The 19,295-nt window shown below is 36.9% G+C and carries 21 protein-coding genes and 6 pseudogenes; 26 read left to right on the top strand and 1 reads right to left on the bottom strand.

Features of this window, described 5'->3' with window-relative positions:
• Nucleotides 1-52: 52 nt before the first annotated feature.
• The 25 genes and pseudogenes from H8S17_RS07185 to H8S17_RS07070 all read left to right on the top strand — a co-directional run.
• Nucleotides 53-352 (top strand): annotated as a pseudogene (locus H8S17_RS07185) (transposase); the annotation flags it as partial.
• Nucleotides 353-525: 173 nt separating this feature from the next.
• Entirely contained in the window at nt 526-795 is a 270-nt protein-coding gene (locus H8S17_RS07180; protein ID WP_186866766.1) for a DUF4317 family protein, read from the top strand.
• Between the two features lie 14 nt (nt 796-809).
• Nucleotides 810-2,858: a methyl-accepting chemotaxis protein gene (locus H8S17_RS07175; protein ID WP_186866765.1), complete on the top strand. Its 2,049-nt coding sequence runs from the start codon at nt 810-812 to the stop codon at nt 2,856-2,858.
• 164 nt (nt 2,859-3,022) lie between these two features.
• Nucleotides 3,023-3,661 (top strand): TetR/AcrR family transcriptional regulator, encoded by a 639-nt coding sequence (locus H8S17_RS07170; RefSeq protein ID WP_186866764.1) that lies wholly within the window; start codon nt 3,023-3,025, stop codon nt 3,659-3,661.
• Nucleotides 3,658-4,080: a GNAT family N-acetyltransferase gene (locus H8S17_RS07165; protein WP_186866763.1), complete on the top strand. Its 423-nt coding sequence runs from the start codon at nt 3,658-3,660 to the stop codon at nt 4,078-4,080. The genes H8S17_RS07170 and H8S17_RS07165 overlap by 4 nt, the downstream gene beginning before the upstream one ends.
• Before the next feature lie 341 nt (nt 4,081-4,421).
• Nucleotides 4,422-4,640: pseudogene (locus H8S17_RS07160) on the top strand (DUF6674 family protein); the annotation flags it as partial.
• 4 nt (nt 4,641-4,644) lie between these two features.
• Nucleotides 4,645-4,746, top strand: a pseudogene (locus H8S17_RS17105) (RNase III inhibitor); the annotation flags it as partial.
• 14 nt (nt 4,747-4,760) lie between these two features.
• A pseudogene (yaaA, locus tag H8S17_RS17100) lies at nt 4,761-4,940 on the top strand (peroxide stress protein YaaA); the annotation flags it as partial.
• Nucleotides 4,941-5,099: 159 nt separating this feature from the next.
• A complete protein-coding gene (locus tag H8S17_RS07150) occupies nt 5,100-5,507 on the top strand; it encodes a Fur family transcriptional regulator (protein WP_118009622.1) in 408 nt (135 codons plus the stop codon).
• A gap of 109 nt (nt 5,508-5,616) precedes the next feature.
• Nucleotides 5,617-5,799, top strand: a pseudogene (locus H8S17_RS17095) (rubrerythrin); the annotation flags it as partial.
• A gap of 72 nt (nt 5,800-5,871) precedes the next feature.
• Nucleotides 5,872-6,414: a rubrerythrin gene (gene rbr / locus H8S17_RS07140; protein WP_117947600.1), complete on the top strand. Its 543-nt coding sequence runs from the start codon at nt 5,872-5,874 to the stop codon at nt 6,412-6,414.
• A 27-nt stretch (nt 6,415-6,441) separates the two neighbouring features.
• On the top strand, nt 6,442-7,386 hold the full coding sequence (locus tag H8S17_RS07135; RefSeq protein WP_021739968.1) for an L-lactate dehydrogenase: 945 nt from the start codon (nt 6,442-6,444) through the stop codon (nt 7,384-7,386).
• A gap of 27 nt (nt 7,387-7,413) precedes the next feature.
• Nucleotides 7,414-7,788, top strand: coding sequence for a desulfoferrodoxin family protein (locus H8S17_RS07130; RefSeq protein ID WP_186866762.1), 375 nt, complete (start codon nt 7,414-7,416; stop codon nt 7,786-7,788).
• 71 nt (nt 7,789-7,859) lie between these two features.
• Nucleotides 7,860-9,092 (top strand): HD-GYP domain-containing protein, encoded by a 1,233-nt coding sequence (locus H8S17_RS07125; RefSeq protein WP_186866761.1) that lies wholly within the window; start codon nt 7,860-7,862, stop codon nt 9,090-9,092.
• A 107-nt stretch (nt 9,093-9,199) separates the two neighbouring features.
• Nucleotides 9,200-9,598, top strand: coding sequence for a bacteriohemerythrin (locus H8S17_RS07120; RefSeq protein WP_055288227.1), 399 nt, complete (start codon nt 9,200-9,202; stop codon nt 9,596-9,598).
• Between the two features lie 386 nt (nt 9,599-9,984).
• Nucleotides 9,985-10,968, top strand: a pseudogene (locus H8S17_RS17090) (DEAD/DEAH box helicase); the annotation flags it as partial.
• 72 nt (nt 10,969-11,040) lie between these two features.
• Nucleotides 11,041-11,952, top strand: coding sequence for an ABC transporter ATP-binding protein (locus H8S17_RS07110; protein WP_186866760.1), 912 nt, complete (start codon nt 11,041-11,043; stop codon nt 11,950-11,952).
• Nucleotides 11,952-12,854: an ABC transporter permease gene (locus H8S17_RS07105; protein ID WP_186866759.1), complete on the top strand. Its 903-nt coding sequence runs from the start codon at nt 11,952-11,954 to the stop codon at nt 12,852-12,854. The genes H8S17_RS07110 and H8S17_RS07105 overlap by 1 nt, the downstream gene beginning before the upstream one ends.
• Nucleotides 12,855-12,937: 83 nt before the next feature.
• Entirely contained in the window at nt 12,938-13,156 is a 219-nt protein-coding gene (locus H8S17_RS07100) for a hypothetical protein (protein WP_186866758.1), read from the top strand.
• A 205-nt stretch (nt 13,157-13,361) separates the two neighbouring features.
• Nucleotides 13,362-13,508 carry a hypothetical protein gene (locus H8S17_RS07095; RefSeq protein WP_186866757.1) on the top strand — a complete coding sequence of 49 codons (147 nt, stop codon included), beginning with the start codon at nt 13,362-13,364 and terminating at the stop codon, nt 13,506-13,508.
• Nucleotides 13,509-13,627: 119 nt separating this feature from the next.
• The gene (locus H8S17_RS07090; protein WP_186866756.1) at nt 13,628-14,497 is read left to right on the top strand and encodes an NAD(P)/FAD-dependent oxidoreductase; all 870 of its coding nucleotides are present in this window, start codon (nt 13,628-13,630) and stop codon (nt 14,495-14,497) included.
• Between the two features lie 13 nt (nt 14,498-14,510).
• A complete protein-coding gene (gene trxA / locus H8S17_RS07085; protein WP_186866755.1) occupies nt 14,511-14,825 on the top strand; it encodes a thioredoxin in 315 nt (104 codons plus the stop codon).
• Nucleotides 14,826-14,878: 53 nt separating this feature from the next.
• The gene (locus tag H8S17_RS07080; RefSeq protein ID WP_186866754.1) at nt 14,879-15,310 is read left to right on the top strand and encodes a MarR family winged helix-turn-helix transcriptional regulator; all 432 of its coding nucleotides are present in this window, start codon (nt 14,879-14,881) and stop codon (nt 15,308-15,310) included.
• A 49-nt stretch (nt 15,311-15,359) separates the two neighbouring features.
• Nucleotides 15,360-16,457 carry a phosphoribosyltransferase domain-containing protein gene (locus tag H8S17_RS16905; RefSeq protein ID WP_186866753.1) on the top strand — a complete coding sequence of 366 codons (1,098 nt, stop codon included), beginning with the start codon at nt 15,360-15,362 and terminating at the stop codon, nt 16,455-16,457.
• A 1-nt stretch (nt 16,458) separates the two neighbouring features.
• Nucleotides 16,459-17,514: a cysteine protease StiP family protein gene (locus H8S17_RS07070; protein WP_186866752.1), complete on the top strand. Its 1,056-nt coding sequence runs from the start codon at nt 16,459-16,461 to the stop codon at nt 17,512-17,514.
• A gap of 9 nt (nt 17,515-17,523) precedes the next feature.
• On the opposite strand, the gene H8S17_RS07065 is transcribed toward H8S17_RS07070, so the two are convergent.
• Nucleotides 17,524-18,486 (bottom strand): HpcH/HpaI aldolase/citrate lyase family protein, encoded by a 963-nt coding sequence (locus H8S17_RS07065; protein ID WP_186866751.1) that lies wholly within the window; start codon nt 18,484-18,486, stop codon nt 17,524-17,526.
• A 203-nt stretch (nt 18,487-18,689) separates the two neighbouring features.
• Between H8S17_RS07065 and H8S17_RS07060 the strand changes: the two genes are divergently transcribed.
• Nucleotides 18,690-19,280 (top strand): rhomboid family intramembrane serine protease, encoded by a 591-nt coding sequence (locus tag H8S17_RS07060; protein WP_186866750.1) that lies wholly within the window; start codon nt 18,690-18,692, stop codon nt 19,278-19,280.
• Nucleotides 19,281-19,295 lie beyond the last annotated feature (15 nt).

The following is a 19,295-nucleotide window of genomic DNA, read 5'->3' as shown; positions in this document are numbered from 1 at the left end:
ACCATCTATTTTAAAGATGGTAAAAAATCAATTTGCACTGTGACAAATGATACCAAACCAGGCATGGTCTATAGACATTACATATATTCCGATCAGGCGTGGCTTTTTATATCTGACAGCCATTATTGATTGGCACAGCCGCTGGGCAGACAACATTATGATTGAGCGCTGGTTTCGCAGCTTCAAGTATGAAGAAGCCTACCTGACACAATACAATAACATCAAAGATGCCAGAACTGCCATCGGACAGTATATCCACACTTACAACTTTGAACGGCGTCATTCTGCACTTGACTATCAGACACCGGCTGAATGCTACTATCCGGCAATGCTGTTGCCATATGTAGCTTAGCATAAATGGAACAGGGGGAGAGTTCCTCTACTTTCCCAGTGTTTCCTGTAACTGATCAACCATATCAGTTCATTATAAAAATCTCAGGTTTTGTCTTGACAATTGAGCCACTATGAATATATCATTAAAGAAAAAAACTTATATGGGATCGAATAAAAATAAAGGTTACGAATATGATGCAGACAGGCTGTATTCCTCTCAAAAGGATAAGGAAAAGCAACTCCAGTTGGAAAAGGAATGCCGACATGGATGAAAAGCCAATGAAAGCTATAAATATCGTAGATAAGAAGACTACAAAGATCAAAACTCCTGATGTGGAGATTAAAATTGATGTAGAGCATAGTTCCAATATTGAGAAGAGGAAAATTGACAGTGTGACTTATTTGCTGGTTCCGTTGTCTGTTACTTCAGATATTGAGATAGATGGTATAAGAATAAATTAATTTTGGAGCGCTTTATGAAGAAGAAAAATATTTTTGCAAAAAAAATAATCGGAGCTATTTTGATAATGCAGATGATAGTCATGACCTGTTTATCAGTGATGGTAATAATGGAAATTACTAAAAATAGCAAAAATACTGCAATCAACAATCTGCAGACAATCGTACAGGAGAGAAGCCAGATTGTGGATAATTATGTACAGGAATCCGAGGTGATTCTGTCAGCATACAGTAAGGCAGGAGAAGTTTTGAATGTCCTCAAAAATCCAGAAAATAAATCAGCAATTGATGCGGCACAGAAATATACGGAATCCTTTTCTGAGGATATAAATAATCTGGAGGGATTGTATATAAGTGAATGGAATACCCATGTACTTGCCCATACCAATGCCGGGGTGGTTGGTATTACTACAAGAGAAGGAGATTCGTTAAAAGCATTACAGGATATACTGATTGCTACGGATGGGGTATATAATACAGGAATCATTATATCACCGGCAAGCGGCAATCAGATTGTCTCCATGTATCGGGCGATTTATGATGAAAGTGGGAATCCTGCAGGACTTGTTGGGGGTGGAATTTATACTGAGGGGCTTGTGAATAATCTGGACAGCCTTGGAATGAATGGAATGGAGCATGCGACTTACTGCATGATTAATGTAAAGGATCATAAATATATTTTCCATAATCAGGCGGAAAAGGTTGCCACAGAAACAGAGGAAGAGTATCTGCTGCAGTTATGTGAGAAATATAAGGATACTGCGAATAGTGCCGGTGGTTATGTAGAGCACAAAGAGAATGGAAAAGACAATATTGACTCTTATTATTATATGGCAGACCGTGGATGGCTGTTTATGATTAATGCTGATGAAGATGAATTATTTGCAGATGTTGTTTCTGTAAGAAATCAGTTGTTGATTATGTGTGCAATCATATTACTGATTCTTGGTATAGTATCCGTTGTAATTATCACCAGAATGATGTGTCCTATGATGCCTATTGAAAATGGTATAATAAAGTTACAACAGTTTGATTTAACATCTAACGATGATATTAAACAGCATGAGATACATAAGGACGAACTTGGAAATATTTCAAAAGCTATAGGTAATTTAATTACATCATTAAGAGGTATGGTACAGACTTTGATGGAGTGTTGTGGCACTTTAGAAGAAAATGCTCACAATCTTCATGATTCTGCAATTGAAATGGTAGATAGCACAACAGACCAAACTGCTGCTACACAACAATTATCGGCATCACTAGAAAATACCAATAACACTGTAGATAATGTATATAAAGAGGTAAAACATATTAATGATATTGTAGAAGCCATCGATTTACAAATTACAGAAACATTGCAGATGAGCAAAAAGGTAAAACTGGATGCGGACGATATGTGTAATAATGCACAGCAGGCATATGAAAATGGAAAACAAGAACTTGACAGCACTAGATTATCCGTAGAACATGCCATTGATAGTTTGAATGAATTATCTAAAATTAATCAATTAGCAACTGAAATCCTAAGCATCGCCAATAAAACGAATCTTCTTTCCCTGAATGCTTCGATTGAAGCAGCAAGAGCAGGAGAAGCCGGAAAAGGCTTTGCGGTTGTAGCAGGGGAGATCGGTACATTGGCAGATACTTCAAAAATGACCGCAATAAATATTCAAACGATATGCAATGAAGCAAACAATAGTATTGAGGTGGTAAACAATTGTTTTCGTAAGATTATAGCTTATATGCAAAACAGTGTTGTAGGACAGTTTGAAAGTTATGCAAAACAATCTGATAACAACAGTGCAATAGCAGAAAATATCCAAAACTTAATGGAAGAAATTACAAAATCCATTGAAACAATGATTACTTCTACATCCCAGATTAACGATCATATGGAAGAAATTCATGATATTACAGCACAAAATCAGAATGCAATCGATAGTATTGTAGAAAAAAGCGAAAAACTCTCTGATGTTTCTGATACAGTTCAGCATCAGGTAACACAGAATCAAACAATTGCAAAACGAATTTCTGATATTGTAAATAAATTTACAATAAATTAACAAGCAATAATAATTGAGCTACTTAAATAGACCTCAGAAAATATAGAGAAGAATGAGTCTTTCGATTTTTAAAGACCTAACAAAATGTAATAGCACTTGACAGATAAACGACCGTTTACTATATTAAAGTAAACGGTCGTTTATTTAATTGGGGAGGAAACAGCATGGGAAATACAAAAGAAGAAATTTTACTTGTTTCGCTGCACCTGTTTGCGCAGGATGGCTATGAGGCGGTATCCGTCAGTCAGATCGCCGGGGAGCTTGGCATTACAAAGGGAGCGCTGTACCGGCATTACCAGAGCAAACGGGATATTTTTGATCATATTCTTGCATGTATGGAGCAGGGGGATGGGGAGCAGACAGAGAGTCACGATATGCCGCAGGAACGGAAAGAAGATGCACCGGAGACTTATCAGGAACTTTCATTTGTAGATTTTATGGCATACAGTCAGTCTATGTTTGCATACTGGACAGAGGATGATTTTGCATCCTCATTTCGTAAAATGCTTACCTTGGAGCAGTTCAGAAATGCGGAGATGCAGGAGCTCTATCAGCAGTATCTGGTGAGCGGGCCTGTGGCATATGTAAAAGATCTGTTTGAAAGTATGAAGTTTGACAGTGCTTTAGAGAAGGCAGTGCAGTTTTATGCAACGATGTTTTTCTTTTACAGTATGTATGACGGGGCAGAGGACAAAGAACAGGTAAAGCTGGAATTTGAAACATCGCTTAGAAAAATTGCGGAAGAGTTATACGAAAACGAACAGGCGGTAGAAGAAAAAGTAACGGAAAGGAATGGAAAATGAAAGATTCAATTATCATTCGGACGGAGAAAGAAAAGGAATACAGAGAAGTAGAAAATCTCGTAAGAGAGAGCTTTTGGAATGTGTATCGTCCGGGCTGTCTGGAGCATTACGTGCTGCATCAGCTCAGAAAGGATGCTGCATTTGTACCGGAGCTTGATTTTGTGATGGAAATGGGAGAACAGATCATAGGACAGAATATGTTCATGAAGGCAGAGATACAGGCAGATGACGGCAGAAAGATACCGATCATGACAATGGGACCGATCTGCATTGCACCGAACTTAAAGCGAAAAGGCTATGGGAAGATTCTGCTCGATTATTCGCTGGAACAGGCAAAAGAACTGGGCTGTGGAGCCATCTGTATGGAAGGAAATATAGATTTTTACGGAAAAAGCGGCTACAAGAGAGATTGGACATAACAATTGAATAATCAGTTACAGATTTGCAAAGTAGTTTGCACTGCAGAGTATCTGTAGGTAGTAAATTTATGGGGCATGTACATGGAAGATGAAAGTCACAGATATCATATTAGTAGCCTGATGGATCGAAAGATGAAGGGTGAGAAGTTGGATGGAAATCTGGAAAAGGGATTCGGCATGTTGCGTAAGGATGGCTGCCGTTGCTTTACTGGCAGAGACTATGAGAAAATCTCTGTAAATTAGATTATATATAACATTTATTGCCAGGTATGTCCTGAACAGGGAATCTCTGATTCCCCAGTTCAATCCGCTACATGAAATACATCTTCTACCAGCATATTAAGAGTATAGTCGAAGAAGCAAAGGAAAAGGGAAGAGCTGCATTATACAGGGTATCTGGGTTCTTAGGAATTAAGAAAAGACTTCTTGATATCCGAGAGAATGTAAGAGGGGCAATCAAGACCACAGATAAGGATATAGCAAAGACAGCACTTCTTGCAAAAGGATTTCGTGAAGCAGGGCAGACAGCAGCAAATGCATTTCGTACTTTTGCTGACAAGCAGCGAAGATAATCCGGATTGTTTTGATCTGGTGGAGTGGGTGCTATTTGATACTCATACTGAATCGGTGTATGAATCTGAGGTTGATAAGATATACAACAAATAAAATGACAAAAGTGAGTTTTCGATGACAGTAGGATTATCATTAATCATGCATCAAAAGAATACTCAAAATGTATAGAAAAGTATCTGACATCACAGGACAGATGTATTACGATTGTATTTTGTGAGTTATCCGGAGATAAATTGGTAACAAAAGGTACCTATGCCAAGATGGCTCGTGGTGAAATGGTCAGATTCAGAATATGTATTTGAACGCAAAATAAAATAGTTATTCAGGTAAAAGATGCTCAGTTTGGCAGTTTTTAGTAATAATGAGAATTATTACTATTTTTATTGACAATAGGATGATAGTGGTATATAATCCTTATTAAGAACTAATCCTAATAAGGAGGACTGATGACAAGTAGGAGAAATACCATTCAAAAAGATCTTGTAAGAAATACCGTATACGAAATGAGAAGACACGTTACGGCAAATGAAGTGTATGAATTTATAAAAGAAGCATATCCAACAATTGGAAAAGGAACTGTATATAGAAATCTTGATATATTGGTAGAGGAAGGTGCATTAAGAAAGGTTGAAGTTCCGGATGGACCGAACCGATTTGATTTTACATTGAAAAATCATTACCATGTAAGATGTATAAAGTGCGGTGAAGTTTTTGATGTGGATATGGATCAAATACCGGATTTGCTGGAAAGAATTCATAACACTCATGGAATTGAATTTGTGGATTATGATATTTCATTTAAAGGCATTTGCCCGAAATGCAGGGAGAAGGTAAAGGAGGAACAGCATGGATAGGAAAGCAATGTATCAGTCTTAAGTCAGAAGGCACAAATGGTATTTATTATATTACAGAAGGTACAAATGCATACATTTCTGTGACAGTTACTACTTGGGTTCACATACGATGTTTATCGGTGAGATAACCGATATGGAAGTTTTAAGCAATGTTCCTTCAGTAACATATGATTATTATCAGAATAATATTAAGCCTAAGCCACAGGCAGTCGGAATAACCGAGGATGGACAGACAATATGGCGTTGCAGAATTTGCGGATATGAATATGTAGGCGAGGAATTGCCGGATGACTTTATATGTCCTTTGTGCAAGCACCCGGCATCAGATTTTGAAAAAGTAGTAAAGAAAACGGAGGTAAAAGAGATGGCAGCAAACAAATATGCAGGAACACAGACAGAGAAGAATTTACAGGAGGCATTTGCAGGGGAATCACAGGCAAGAAATAAGTATACCTATTTTGCTTCTGTAGCGAAAAAGGAAGGTTACGAGCAGATGTCAGCATTGTTTTTAAAGACTGCAGATAATGAGAAAGAACATGCAAAGATGTGGTTCAAGGAATTAGCAGGAATTGGTGATACAAAGGAAAACCTGGCGGCAGCGGCAGAAGGCGAAAATTATGAGTGGACAGATATGTATGAAGGCTTTGCTAAAACAGCTGAGGAAGAAGGATTCCCTGAGCTTGCAGCAAAATTCAGGGCAGTAGGTGAGATTGAGAAGCACCATGAGGAAAGATATCGTGCACTTCTTAAGAATATTGAAACTGCACAGGTATTTGAAAAGAGCGAAGTTAAAGTGTGGGAATGCCGTAACTGCGGACATATTGTGGTAGGAACTAAGGCACCTGAAGTATGTCCGGTATGTAATCATCCACAGAGCTATTTTGAAGTACATGAAGAGAATTATTAAGGAGATGAGATTATTACGAAGAAGAAAGTGATTAATTCAAAAAAAGCAGTAATGATAGGCTGTGGCTTTGTTGGTTCTGCATCGGTATTTGCTCTGATGCAGAGTGGCTTGTTTACAGAGATTGTCCTTATCGATGCAGATAAGAACAAGGCAGAAGGAGAAGCGATGGATATCAGTCATGGTATTCCATTTGCGAGTCCGATGAAAATATATGCCGGAGATTATGATGATGTGGCTGATGCTGCAATTGTTGTCATATCTGCCGGAGCGGGACAGAAACCGGGAGAGACAAGGCTTGATCTCGTAAATAAAAATGTAGCAATATTTAAGTCAATCATTCCTGAAATAGCAAAGAGAAATTTTGCAGGTATCATGCTTGTAGTTGCGAATCCGGTAGATATCCTGACTCAGGTAGCCATAAAGTTATCAGGACTTCCAGAAAACAGGGTTATTGGATCGGGTACTGTGTTAGATAGTGCCAGATTAAGATATAAGCTTGGTGAGCATTTATCTGTGGACAGCAGGAGTGTTCATGCATTTATAGTAGGTGAGCATGGAGACAGCGAAGTTGTAGCATGGTCATCAGCCAATGTATCTGGTGTTCCATTAAGTGAAATGTGTGAAATGCGTGGACATTACAAGCACAAGGAAAACACGGCAGAAATAGCTACAGCAGTCAAGAACAGTGCTTATGAGATTATAAACAAAAAGCACGCTACATATTATGGAATTGCAATGTCTGTAAAAAGAATCTGCGAAGTGATTATGAGAGATGAAAAATCAATACTTCCTGTATCACACATGATTCATGGAGTATATGATATTGACGGAGTATCGTTAAGTATGCCAGCTATTGTAGGTGCAGATGGTATTGAGTCTGATATACCTATTAATTTAAGTGGCGAGGAAGCGTTAAAGCTCAAGGAATCTGCAGATTCATTGAAAAAGATTATGGAGACAATTGAATTATAAATTTTACACATGGAAGGAGAAAAAGGCATGGAAGTAAGGTATTATATTTGTAAGCATTGTGGAAACATTGTTGAAAAGGTAAAGGATAAGGGTGTACCTGTAATTTGTTGCGGAGAACCTATGCAGGAATTAAAAGCCGGAGTGACAGATGCTGCTGTCGAGAAGCATGTACCTGTATATACGATAGAAGGCAGTCATGTTCATGTCGTGGTCGGAGAGACAAGACATCCAATGCTTGAAGAACATTTCATTGAGTGGATTACATTAAATACAAACCAGGGAATATACAGAAAACAGTTAAATCCAGGGCAGGAGCCGGTAGTAGATTTTTGTCTTTGCGATGGTGAACAGGTAGAAGAAGTATATGCATATTGTAACCTGCATGGATTATGGAAATGCTAAAAGCATTTATACATATTAAGGTTACAGAACAACACAAATATAACAGTAATATAGATGATAGGATTATACCAATGAAAGAAGAACTAAGTATAGATATCATCGGACTTGCAGGAGCCTGTTCTTATGCTTTGGACTGTATAGAAGCAGAGTTGGTAAATATCAAAAACAAACATGGAAAAAGAGTGGCTTATATAAGTATACGCATGGCTGAATATTGGAAAATGCAAGGTGATGAATTACAAGATTTAGCCATGTGTGCTTTACTGCATGATAATGCTTTGACACAATATATTTCAGAAGAACTGAAAAAGGATTCCGTCATTAATTGTAAAAAAGATTTATCCGAGAAAAAAACAAATCTTCATTGTATTTATGGTGAAAAAAATATTACTAAAATTCCATTTAAAACAGATGTGTCAAATGTGATTTTGTATCATCATGAACATGCCGATGGAACTGGTCCTTTTCAAAAAAAGTGGAATGAAATTCCATTGTTTGCAAGGATTATTCATCTTGCAGATACCATTGATATTATAGGAAATAACATGGGATCTGGAAATAACAGTTGGAATTTTATATGTCAGTACCTTTTAAAAAATAGGGATGGATTATTCGATTCAGAATGTGTGAATGCCTTTTTTCATGCATTCACACATTCTGAATCATTTATATGTTTAAGTGATAATTCTTTTGAAATGAAGCTATGGGAGATTATCCCAAGACAAAAACAGGTTTTTGATTGGAAAACGTGTAAAAATGTCGCAGATTTTTTTGCAAAGATTGTAGATTATAAATCTTCTTTTACAAGCAGACATTCTATAGGAGTGGCTGAAAAAGCAGCTTTTTTTGCTCAATATATCGGATATGATTCTATTAATGTGCAAAAAATTTATCTGGCTGGTGCACTGCATGATATTGGGAAGATGGCAGTAAACAATGAAATTTTGGAAAAACCGGATAAGCTTACGGATGATGAATTTTCAAAAATGAAGAATCATGCTGGCTATACATACCTTATATTATCAGAGGTTAATGATTTTGAAGAAATACGAGACTGGGCAGCTTTCCATCATGAAAAATTAAATGGAAAAGGGTATCCCTTTGGAAAAACCGCAGCTGAATTAAATGAGCCGGAACGTATTATGGCATGTATTGATATTTATCAGGCATTAACCGAGGACAGACCATATAAGAAAGGTTTATCGCACGAAAAAACGTGTGAGATGCTCGATGACATGGCGCAGAAAGGTTTTGTTGATTCTGATATTTCCAAGAAAATTAGGGAATGTTTTGGTGGAATCTAACATTAAAAACGAGAAAATATAGGAAATTCATGAGAAATGCATTTGGCTATTATGAATAGTATTGAACAGGTTCATAAAACAAATAAAAACGAAAGTAGGATTAATTTATGTATGAAATGAAACCAGAATATTATATCGGTATAGATATGATAGATGAAGAACACAAGCAGTTATTTAAATATGCAGATGAGGCATATGAACTGCTTCATGATGAGTTTACACCGGATAAATATGATAGGATTGATATAATATTAGAAAATCTCCGAAATTATACAGTAAAACACTTTAGTGATGAAGAGCAGTATATGGAATCTATTAATTATAAGAAGATATTTACACAGAAAGTTCAACATCAGGAATTTATACATAAACTTGATGAATTTATGGAACATCACAATGATGAGGTAGAAGATCAAGATGAACAGATTATGGGAATTTTAAAATATCTCACAGAGTGGTTAGTTAATCACATTCTGTATGTCGATGGTCAAATTCCAAAAGGCTGATATAGTAAGAAAGGCTGTTATTTTTTAGAGAGTAGCAGCCTTTTTTATTTTGAATGTAACTATTCAGAACCCCACTCATATATTCGCAAAACCGCACGATAAATCGTGCTTTATCGCTGCTTTGCAGCTATTTTGCTCATATATGGGGCGGTGGCTCTATTCGAGCCACCTTACGAATCATAAAAACTGCTACTTACATGCAAGCATGACGTATCAATTTTTATGATTCTAAGGGGTTCTGAATAGTTACTTTTGAATATAAAATATGACACATACACTTGACAATATGCATACGTAGAGGAAACGCATCAAGTGCTTGCTAAGCGAAACTTTGTGCTGGCAGTAAGAGGAGGTATCTTTGGTGATAAACCAACTGCTTACTATGACTTGAAAAATATAAATTACAGCCAAATAGTATGCAGGTTAGGTTTATTACTAATTTGAAGAAAATAATTGATGCAGGTGAAGAAAGAGCGTTACTTATCTCTGCAACAGGAACCGGAAAAACATATGCTTCTGCATTCGCTATGCGTGAGCTTGGATTTAAGAGAGTGTTATTCTTGGTTCATAGAGGTCAGCTTGCAAGACAGACAAAGAGATCCTATGAGAAGGTGTTTGCAAAAACAGTTTCAATGGGACTTGTAGGTGCTGGATATCATGACTATGATGCAGATTATGTATTTGCTACCGTGCAGACGTTAAATCGTGATGAGCACTTATTGCAGTACGCAAAAGATACATTTGATTGCATTGTTTTGGATGAAGCACACCATGTTCCAGCTGATACATATCAGAAGATAATGAAACATTTTACACCTAAGCTATGGCTTGGTATGACAGCTACTCCAGATAAGCGAGATGATAATGTAGAAGGGCGAAATGTGTATGAACTCTTTAATTATCAGATAGCATATGAAATTCGCTTACAGCAGGCAATGGAAGAGAATTTGCTCTGTCCATTCCACTATTTTGGTATCACAGACTTAGCAATTATTGGAGATGATGAGGAGGCAAATCGTGATTTTTCAATGCTGACGAGTGATGAACGTGTGAAACATATCATTACACAGGCCGATTATTATGGATATAGCGGGGATAAGGTCAAAGGGTTAATTTTCTGTAGCAGCATAAAGGAAACGGAAGAGCTATCTGCTAAGTTCAATCAGATAACAAATCCCGCAACAGGAAAATTGTATAGAACTATTGCTCTTAATGGTAGTTCATCTGAGCAGGAAAGACAGGATGCTTTTGAGCGATTGGCGATGAATGAAGAGGATGCCAATGAAGAAAAAACACCTTTAGATTATATTTTCTCAGTAGAAATATTAAATGAAGGTGTGGATATTGTTGAGGTGAATCAGGTAGTTATGGATTCTATTAAAAAAAGGTAAATCCAACGTATACTGCGTCATTTAAGGAAAGATGAAACAAAAGGAGAAAATATGGAATCAGATATCATTAAAATCAGCCACCTGAATAAAAGCTTTGGCGAAGTAAAAGCGGTAAATGATTTGAGCTTTCGTGTGAAAAAAGGAGAATTGTTTGCATTTCTTGGAGTAAACGGTGCAGGGAAAAGTACAACTATTTCTATTCTCTGTGGACTGCAAAAAAAAGACAGTGGAACGGTTCAGGTAAACGGAATAGAAACTGACAAAGCCGGTGCACAGACAAAAAGAATGCTTGGTGTTGTATTTCAGGATAGCGTACTTGATAAACCGCTTACGGTGAAAGAAAACCTAAAGAGCAGAGCTGCTTTATACGGCATTACAGGAAATGCCTTTGATAAGAGATTACAGGAGCTGGTCGAGATTCTGGATTTTGACGAGTTTTTAAACAGACCTGTAGGTAAGCTGTCGGGAGGTCAGAGAAGAAGAATTGATATTGCCCGTGCATTATTGCACAGACCGGAGATTTTGATTCTTGACGAGCCTACCACAGGGCTTGATCCACAGACAAGACAGTTAATCTGGAATGTTATCGAGAAACTTCAGAAAACAGAAAATATGACAGTATTTCTGACTACACATTATATGGAAGAGGCAGCTAATGCCGGGTATGTTGTGATTCTTGACAAAGGAAGTATTGCAGCGGAAGGTACACCGTTTGAACTTAAAAATGATTATGTACAGGATATCGTGTCTGTTTATGGTGTTTCTGAAGATGAAATAAAGTCATTGAACAGAGAATATAAAAAAATACGTGACGGATATCAGTTAAAAGTAAGAAATACGAAGGAAGCAACGAGACTTATTGTAGAGCATCAGGACCTATTCACGGATTATGAAGTAGTAAAAGGCGGTATGGATGATGTATTTCTTGCAGTCACAGGAAAGAAGCTTGGAGGTGAACGCTGATGAGAACAGTATTGGCACTAATGAACAGGAACAGAAAATTGTTTTTTAAAGATAAAGGGATGCTGTTTACATCAATGATCACACCTGTCATTCTGATTGTTCTGTACGCTACGTTTCTTGCAAAGGTTTTCAGAGATTCTTTTACAGCAGCGATTCCGGATATGATTACGATTTCGGATAAACTCATTAATGGAACCGTGGCAGCACAGCTGACAGCATCACTTATGGCAGTGAGCTGTATCACTGTAACATTTTGTGTGAATCTGACTATGGTGCAGGACAAGGCAAATGGAACAAGGAAGGATTTTAATGTTTCGCCTGTCAGCAAGAGAAAAATGTATTTGGGATATTTTCTGTCAACAGTAGCTAATTCTTTGATGGTCAATGGACTTGCGTTTGTATTATGTCTGGGATATCTACTTAAAATGGGATGGTATCTGAATGCAGCAGATGTATTATGGGTTTTATTTGATATGATATTGCTCGTCCTGTTTGGAAGTACGCTTTCAAGTATCATTAGTTTTCCATTGACAACACAGGGACAGCTTTCGGCTGTGGGTACAATTGTCAGCGCAGGTTATGGTTTTATATGTGGAGCTTATATGCCAATTTCAAATTTTGGTTCAGGTCTTCAGAAGGCACTGTCTTATCTTCCGAGTACATATGCCACTTCATTGATCAAGAATCATATGCTTTATGGAGTGTTCAGAGAGATGGAGAGAAAACATTATCCGGATGAAATGGTTGAAGCGATAAGAAACACTCTTGATTGCAATCCGGTATTTCATGGAAATGTGGTAAGTGTAAATCAGATGATCGGCATTATGATGGGCAGTATAGCTGTATTTGGAATTATTTACTGTGTGGTTACATTGTTGCCAGAGGGTGAAGGTGGACGATAACCGTTACAAGCAGGTTTATAGATAGAGAGATAAGATTCATGAGACAATTAGTTCTATATATTCATGGAAAAGGTGGAAATGCTATGGAAGCGGACCATTATAAAACATTATTTGCAGGATATGATGTGGTAGGACTGGATTATCATGCAGACAAAGCCTTTTTCATTTTACCAATCGTTGATATGGAAAAACTGATTCTTGACATGATGGGATGGGCGGATATAACGGAAGAAAAGTTACGTGAAAAACAGTTGATAACCACAGGATTTGGAGAAACATTGTCCTGCCCGAATATGCCATAGACTCTGATCTGTTGATTGAGAAGGTCACAGCCTTGATCAGTGAAGAAGAAAGCAGCATTCTTTAAGTTGTGTGCCATCTGTTAACACCCAATCCCCTATATTATAATCTAAAAAAAGTATTGACAATCAATAATATATTGCGTACAATCTAATCAATATAAACATTGTACACAATATAATTTTATCAAACCCAAGGAGCGTAAAAATGAATATATATGATTTTAAGGTAGAAAAACCAGATGTAAATGGCGAAAATGCGATCCCGTTATTTCGTTATCTTAAGTCACAGAAGGGATTTGAGCCAACGCAGGATATGGCTGAATTAGAAAAATGTGTTGAATCCCGTATCTGATTGCATTAAATTTTTAGAAGAAGATGATCATGCATATTTATGATGATACTGCTGAAACTATGAATGAAGATCTTATTAAAAAAATGATGATAAATACCATTTGATAAAAGGAGAGCCATATGGAGCGATATGATATAGCAATCATAGGTACAGGACCGGCAGGATTAGAAGCTGCTGTTACTGCAAAGATCAGAAATAAAAATATACTTTTATTAGGAAATAAAAGTCTAAGTAATAAGATTGAAAAAGCACATACTATAAAAAACTATCTAGGTCTGCCGGAAATATCAGGAGAAGACTTACAAAATTCTTTTAAAAAGCATCTTGAGCAGATGGAAATAGAAATCACAGAAGATAAAGTAAATGCGGTATATTCCATGGGAAATTATTTTGCGATCCAGGGGCATGGTGGAATCTATGAAGCAACTGCTGTGATACTTGCATGCGGACTTTCCACTGTGAAAGAGTTTTCAGGAGAACTTGAAAATCTTGGCAGAGGTGTAAGTTATTGTGCAACTTGTGATGGCATGTTATATAAGGGAAAAAATGTGGTTGTGATCGGATATACTAAGGAAGATGAAAAGGAAGCAGATTATCTTGCAGAAATTGTAAATAAAGTTATTTATCTTCCGATGTATCAGGAAGAAACTGATCATGATGCAAGGATAGAAGTTGTACGGGATCAAAATCCTACCGGTATAGAAAAGCAGGACAACAGATGTATTCTTCAAACAGATAGTGGTAAAATAGAAGCAGATGGAATTTTTATCTTAAGAGAAAGTGTTGCACCATCACAGTTAGTTCCGGGTCTTGCCATAGAAAAAAATCATGTTATAGTGGACAGAGAGCAGAGAACAAATATCGCAGGTCTGTTTGCCTGTGGTGATATCACAGGTGCACCCTATCAATATATAAAAGCAGCAGGTGAAGGTAATGTCGCTGCATTATCTGCTGTGAACTATTTATCAGATAAAACTAAACAACAGTAAGGAGAGAAAAATAATGGTTAAAAAAATTTCTAAAAACGAATTTGAACAGGTTAAAAATGATGAGATAGCAGTTATTGATTTCTCAGCAGAATGGTGTGGACCATGTAAGATGCTTGCACCTGTCATGGAGGAAGTATCGGAGGAATTTAGTGATTCGGTATCATTTTATAATATTGATGTAGATGAAAATATGGATATCGCACAGATGTATAAAATCGTCAGTATTCCGGCACTTATTCTTTTAAAAAAGGGTGAAACAGTGGATATGCAGATAGGATTCCAGCCGAAAGACGGAGTGGTTTCATTTATAAAGTCACATTTAGGATAAAGTGATCCTCAGGCATAAAAGAGCTATAAAAATACAGCAGAAAGCAGACGAAAATGAGCAATAAGTATGATAAGTTGAAATTAGAAAACCAGTTGTGTTTTCCGCTCTATGCAGCATCTAAGGAAATTGTAAGACACTATAAGCCGTTTTTAGATAAGTTGGATATGACATACACACAATACATTGCAATGATGGTATTGTGGGAACATAAGAAATTGACCGTAAAGGAACTTGGAGAGTATCTGTATCTTGATTCCGGAACGCTCACACCGCTTTTAAAAACAATGGAAAAAAAGGGCTGGATTGAAAGAAACCGTTCAAAGGAAGATGAGAGAGTGCTGAATGTTACGATAACGAAACAGGGTGAAGCTTTAAGGGAACAGGCATTATCTGTGCCGGAACAGATGGCAGGATGTGTGCATTTGAAACAAGAGGAAATAGCACAGTTATATCAACTGTTATATAAAATTCTTGATAATTTATAGGAGTAAACCATCAGAGCCATCAGCAAAGAAAAAGTGAGGAGCAAAAAGAGTGGAATATACCGAAAGTGATCTTGTCAAAATTGCAAAACGTGAAAATAACACAAAGAGAAATTATTTAGTTGTTGATCCGTTGCAGGGAAAACATATTCCGGTGCAGCCATCAAAAGCCTTGACTCTATTTTCAAGTTTAGCAGATACATTCCGAAAAAAATATCAGAATGAAAAACTTTTGTTAGTCGGATTTGCAGAAACTGCGACAGCAATCGGGGCACAGGCTGCGATCACGGCTGGCACGAAGTATATCCAGACTACAAGAGAAGTCATTTCTGATGTGGAATATTTATTTTTTTCGGAAGAACACAGCCATGCTACGGAACAGAAACTTATAAAAGATGATATAGATCAGATCGCAGGTAAGGTTGACAGGATCGTATTTATCGAAGATGAGGTTACGACCGGAAATACGATATTAAATATCATCAATATCCTTGAAAAGCAGTATGACGGCAGGTTTTTGTATGCAGTTGCTTCTATATTAAATGGTATGGATGCAGAACATATGGAAATTTATAAAAATAGAGGGATCGATCTGCATTATTTAGTAAAAACAGATCATAGTATGTATGCCAGGAAAGCAGATGAATATACCGGAAACGGGCAATATTATGATTGTATAGACCAATCCACTGATGCATATATGACGGTGAATATTCCAGATAAAATGGACGCAAGACGGCTTGTGGATGCTTTTTCATATGAGAAAGCCTGTGAAATATTATGGAATTCATTAAAAAAGAAGACCGGTCATATCACAGGCAGAAAAATACTTGTGATTGGAACAGAGGAATTTATGTTTCCGGCACTTTATGTTGGCAGGGAGTTAGAAAAAGAAGGCAATGAAGTTTTATGTCATTCCACAACACGCAGTCCGATCGCTGTTGGCATGGAAAAAGAGTATCCGTTACATTGCAGGTATGAATTAAAAAGTCTGTATGATGTACATAGAAAAACTTTTCTTTATGATATAGGTGAATATGACCATGTATTTGTCATTACGGATTCACCGGAGATCAAAGAAAGCCAGAATACATTGCTCAATGCTTTAAAGATTAAGAATAAACATATAACAGTTGTAAGGTGGTACTAGGGTGAGAAGTTCGTATTTAAAAGAAGATGTGATTTTACTATTAAAAGACATTACCGGCCTGGTCAAACCACAGCCGACCGAAGAAAGAGAAAAACTGATTCAGGCAGGAAAACATTACAGCGAGATGCTTCCGATTGAATATGTGCCCACAGAAACATATATGAAAGTATACCATGAAGCATTAGAAAATTATTCAAAACCGGTTGCAAGAGCAGTTGGAATACTTTCCGATAAGATCATAAAGAACAGGGGAAGAAATGTTGTACTGGTTTCGCTTGCCAGAGCCGGAATACCGATTGGGATTTTAGTGAAACGATACATAAAATATAAATATGAACTGGATGTACCGCATTATTCCATCTCGATCATACGCGGGAGAGGAATCGACGATAATGCAATGAAATATCTGTTAGAAAGATATGAGCCGGGGCAGCTATTGTTTATAGATGGCTGGATCGGTAAAGGTGCGATCCTATATGAATTAAAGAAGGATATTGCAGCATATGAAGGTGTATCAGCTGATATTGCGGTTGTTGCTGATCCGGCAAATGTTACAGAATTGTGCGGAACACATGAGGATATCTTAATCCCAAGTTCCTGCTTAAACAGTACGGTATCGGGATTAGTCAGCAGAACTTTTTTAAGAAGTGATATTATCGGAAAAGATGATTTCCATGGAGCGGTTTATTACGGAGAATTAAAAGATTCTGATCTCTCTTATGCTTTTATCCATGCGATCGAAAAAGAATTTTCACTAAATTCTGAGATAGATGAGTGTGAAAAAGTGCCGGAAGGAAAAGGAATCGATGAAGTGATCGCGATTGGAGAACAGTTTGGGATTGATGATATCAATCTGATCAAGCCGGGAATCGGAGAAGCTACAAGAGTATTATTAAGACGGGTTCCATGGAAAATATTGATCGATGAAAGATATCAGAATGATCCGCAGTTAGGACATTTAATACGGCTTGCAGAAGAAAAAAATGTTCCGGTTACATATTATCCGCTTATGCATTACAAATGCTGTGGGATCATCAAAAAAATAGCTGATGCATAGGAATTGCATTTAATCTGCAATTCCAAATGCTTCAGCCATATAAATCATCTGTGTTGCCCAGTTGATATGGGTTTTATATTCATTCATTCTCTCTTTGACTTCATTTCCCGAAACAAATGCATTTGAGTTTTTGTTCCAGTTTAGGATTGCCTGAGCATCATTGAAATCAGTTCTGGATACCTGGTAAGCCTGATTGATGAGCGGTATCTGATTCGGATGTATGGCTGTTTTTCCGGTGAAGCCACAGAGTTTGTCATCTGCAATTTCCTGCAGCAGACCATTTTTCCAGTTATCTCCTGCGTAATATTCCCATACGGGACCGGAAACTACATAATCTAATCCATACACTGTGATAATATCCGAAAAAATATCAGAGATCGGTCTGATCCGGTGAATGGATTCATTGGAATGTCTTCGGAATCCAAACATATGGCAGAGGTCATTTCCACCAACTCTGATATTTAATACACGATCCTCTATCTGGGAAAGAGAATCTTTTAGTGCATATAAAATATCAATACGGTTTCTCAGATCAATGATAGACGAATTTTCATAAATTGGCATCATATAGATATTTTTTGACACCAGTTCGTTCGCACGTATGATCTCATTGATATAATCTGTGGCATTATCCAGATTAAATTTTGGAATGATAAATCCGGTCACGATTTCGATCGATTGCCCGATAGATTTTGTCAGTCTGCGGATCTGTTTGGGATTTCTCACCCGAATAAAGATCTTTGGCAGATAAAAAGGTTTGATCTGGTACTGGATAAAGATTTTATTTAATGAAGCAATGAGTATCTGCTCAGCTTCTGTGACATAATCGTCATTGATCGTATCTTCTAAACATAGTGCAAGAGAATATTTTGTCCCAAATGTTTCATGGATGATCGAATCAGAAACAGATTCCTTATTTGCAGGACAATATAAAAGAGCACCTACACTATAGTATAAAACGTTATTTTTCATCGTAATCTCCCTATAACCCATACTCGCTTTCTTACGCACCTGAACAGTAATATATATTGTATCATTTATAAATAAAAAAGAATAGTTCATTACAAAAAATAATACGAATAAACAATGCCATGGATTCCGTCGTTTTCCTTGAAATAGAAATATGGATATGATACAATTTTTTACGTATATTCCATATGTTTAGGAGAAATATTATGAAAATTAGTGACAAAAGGTTGCAGCTTTCATTCAACTCTCCGGTTATTTTAGGCTTTACGATCGCATGTTTCATCATTCTGATCATAGATAAAGTCACTGGAGGGGCATCAACAAATGCATTGTTCAGTGTTTACCGGTCATCACTGTTTAGTCCATTGACATATGTAAGATTTTTTGGACATGTATTAGGACATGCAGGCTGGGAACATTTTATAGGAAATATCATGCTTATACTGATCGTTGGACCGTTACTTGAAGAAAAATATGGTTCATCGAATATTTTATTTGTGATCATGGCAACGGCATTAGTGACTGGTATCGTTCAGTTTATTTTCTTCCCACATACACAGTTGCTGGGAGCAAGCGGAGTTGTATTTGCTTTGATCTTACTTTCTTCTTTTACGAGTTTTAAAGAAGGAAAAATACCGCTTACGTTTATATTAGTTGCAGTTTTATATATTGGTGAACAGGTATATCAGGGAATTTTTATTCAGGATAATGTATCGAATCTGACTCACATTATCGGAGGTGCTGTAGGTTCAACGCTAGGATTTGTCATGAATAAAAATAAAATGAACAGATATTGAAGGTGAGAATGCTCT

The organism is Roseburia zhanii, assembly GCF_014287635.1.
GTDB classification, from domain to species: Bacteria; Bacillota; Clostridia; order Lachnospirales; family Lachnospiraceae; genus Roseburia_B; species Roseburia_B zhanii.
The sequence above is the reverse complement of the archived record's forward strand: the minus strand, read 5'-3'. Positions and strand labels throughout refer to the sequence as shown.

Bases quoted from the DNA above. Each gene is read 5' to 3' on its own strand.
- H8S17_RS07090 (WP_186866756.1), top strand. From the start codon at position 13,628: ATGGAGCGATATGATATAGCAATCATAGGTACAGGACCGGCAGGATTA.
- rbr (WP_117947600.1), top strand. From the start codon at position 5,872: ATGGCAGCAAACAAATATGCAGGAACACAGACAGAGAAGAATTTACAG.
- trxA (WP_186866755.1), top strand. From the start codon at position 14,511: ATGGTTAAAAAAATTTCTAAAAACGAATTTGAACAGGTTAAAAATGAT.
- H8S17_RS07080 (WP_186866754.1), top strand. From the start codon at position 14,879: ATGAGCAATAAGTATGATAAGTTGAAATTAGAAAACCAGTTGTGTTTT.
- H8S17_RS07105 (WP_186866759.1), top strand. From the start codon at position 11,952: ATGAGAACAGTATTGGCACTAATGAACAGGAACAGAAAATTGTTTTTT.
- H8S17_RS07110 (WP_186866760.1), top strand. From the start codon at position 11,041: ATGGAATCAGATATCATTAAAATCAGCCACCTGAATAAAAGCTTTGGC.
- H8S17_RS07125 (WP_186866761.1), top strand. From the start codon at position 7,860: ATGAAAGAAGAACTAAGTATAGATATCATCGGACTTGCAGGAGCCTGT.
- H8S17_RS07065 (WP_186866751.1), bottom strand. From the start codon at position 18,486: ATGAAAAATAACGTTTTATACTATAGTGTAGGTGCTCTTTTATATTGT.
- H8S17_RS07100 (WP_186866758.1), top strand. From the start codon at position 12,938: ATGGAAGCGGACCATTATAAAACATTATTTGCAGGATATGATGTGGTA.
- H8S17_RS07060 (WP_186866750.1), top strand. From the start codon at position 18,690: ATGAAAATTAGTGACAAAAGGTTGCAGCTTTCATTCAACTCTCCGGTT.
- H8S17_RS07120 (WP_055288227.1), top strand. From the start codon at position 9,200: ATGTATGAAATGAAACCAGAATATTATATCGGTATAGATATGATAGAT.
- H8S17_RS07130 (WP_186866762.1), top strand. From the start codon at position 7,414: ATGGAAGTAAGGTATTATATTTGTAAGCATTGTGGAAACATTGTTGAA.
- H8S17_RS07150 (WP_118009622.1), top strand. From the start codon at position 5,100: ATGACAAGTAGGAGAAATACCATTCAAAAAGATCTTGTAAGAAATACC.
- H8S17_RS07170 (WP_186866764.1), top strand. From the start codon at position 3,023: ATGGGAAATACAAAAGAAGAAATTTTACTTGTTTCGCTGCACCTGTTT.
- H8S17_RS07180 (WP_186866766.1), top strand. From the start codon at position 526: ATGATGCAGACAGGCTGTATTCCTCTCAAAAGGATAAGGAAAAGCAAC.
- H8S17_RS07165 (WP_186866763.1), top strand. From the start codon at position 3,658: ATGAAAGATTCAATTATCATTCGGACGGAGAAAGAAAAGGAATACAGA.
- H8S17_RS07095 (WP_186866757.1), top strand. From the start codon at position 13,362: ATGAATATATATGATTTTAAGGTAGAAAAACCAGATGTAAATGGCGAA.
- H8S17_RS07175 (WP_186866765.1), top strand. From the start codon at position 810: ATGAAGAAGAAAAATATTTTTGCAAAAAAAATAATCGGAGCTATTTTG.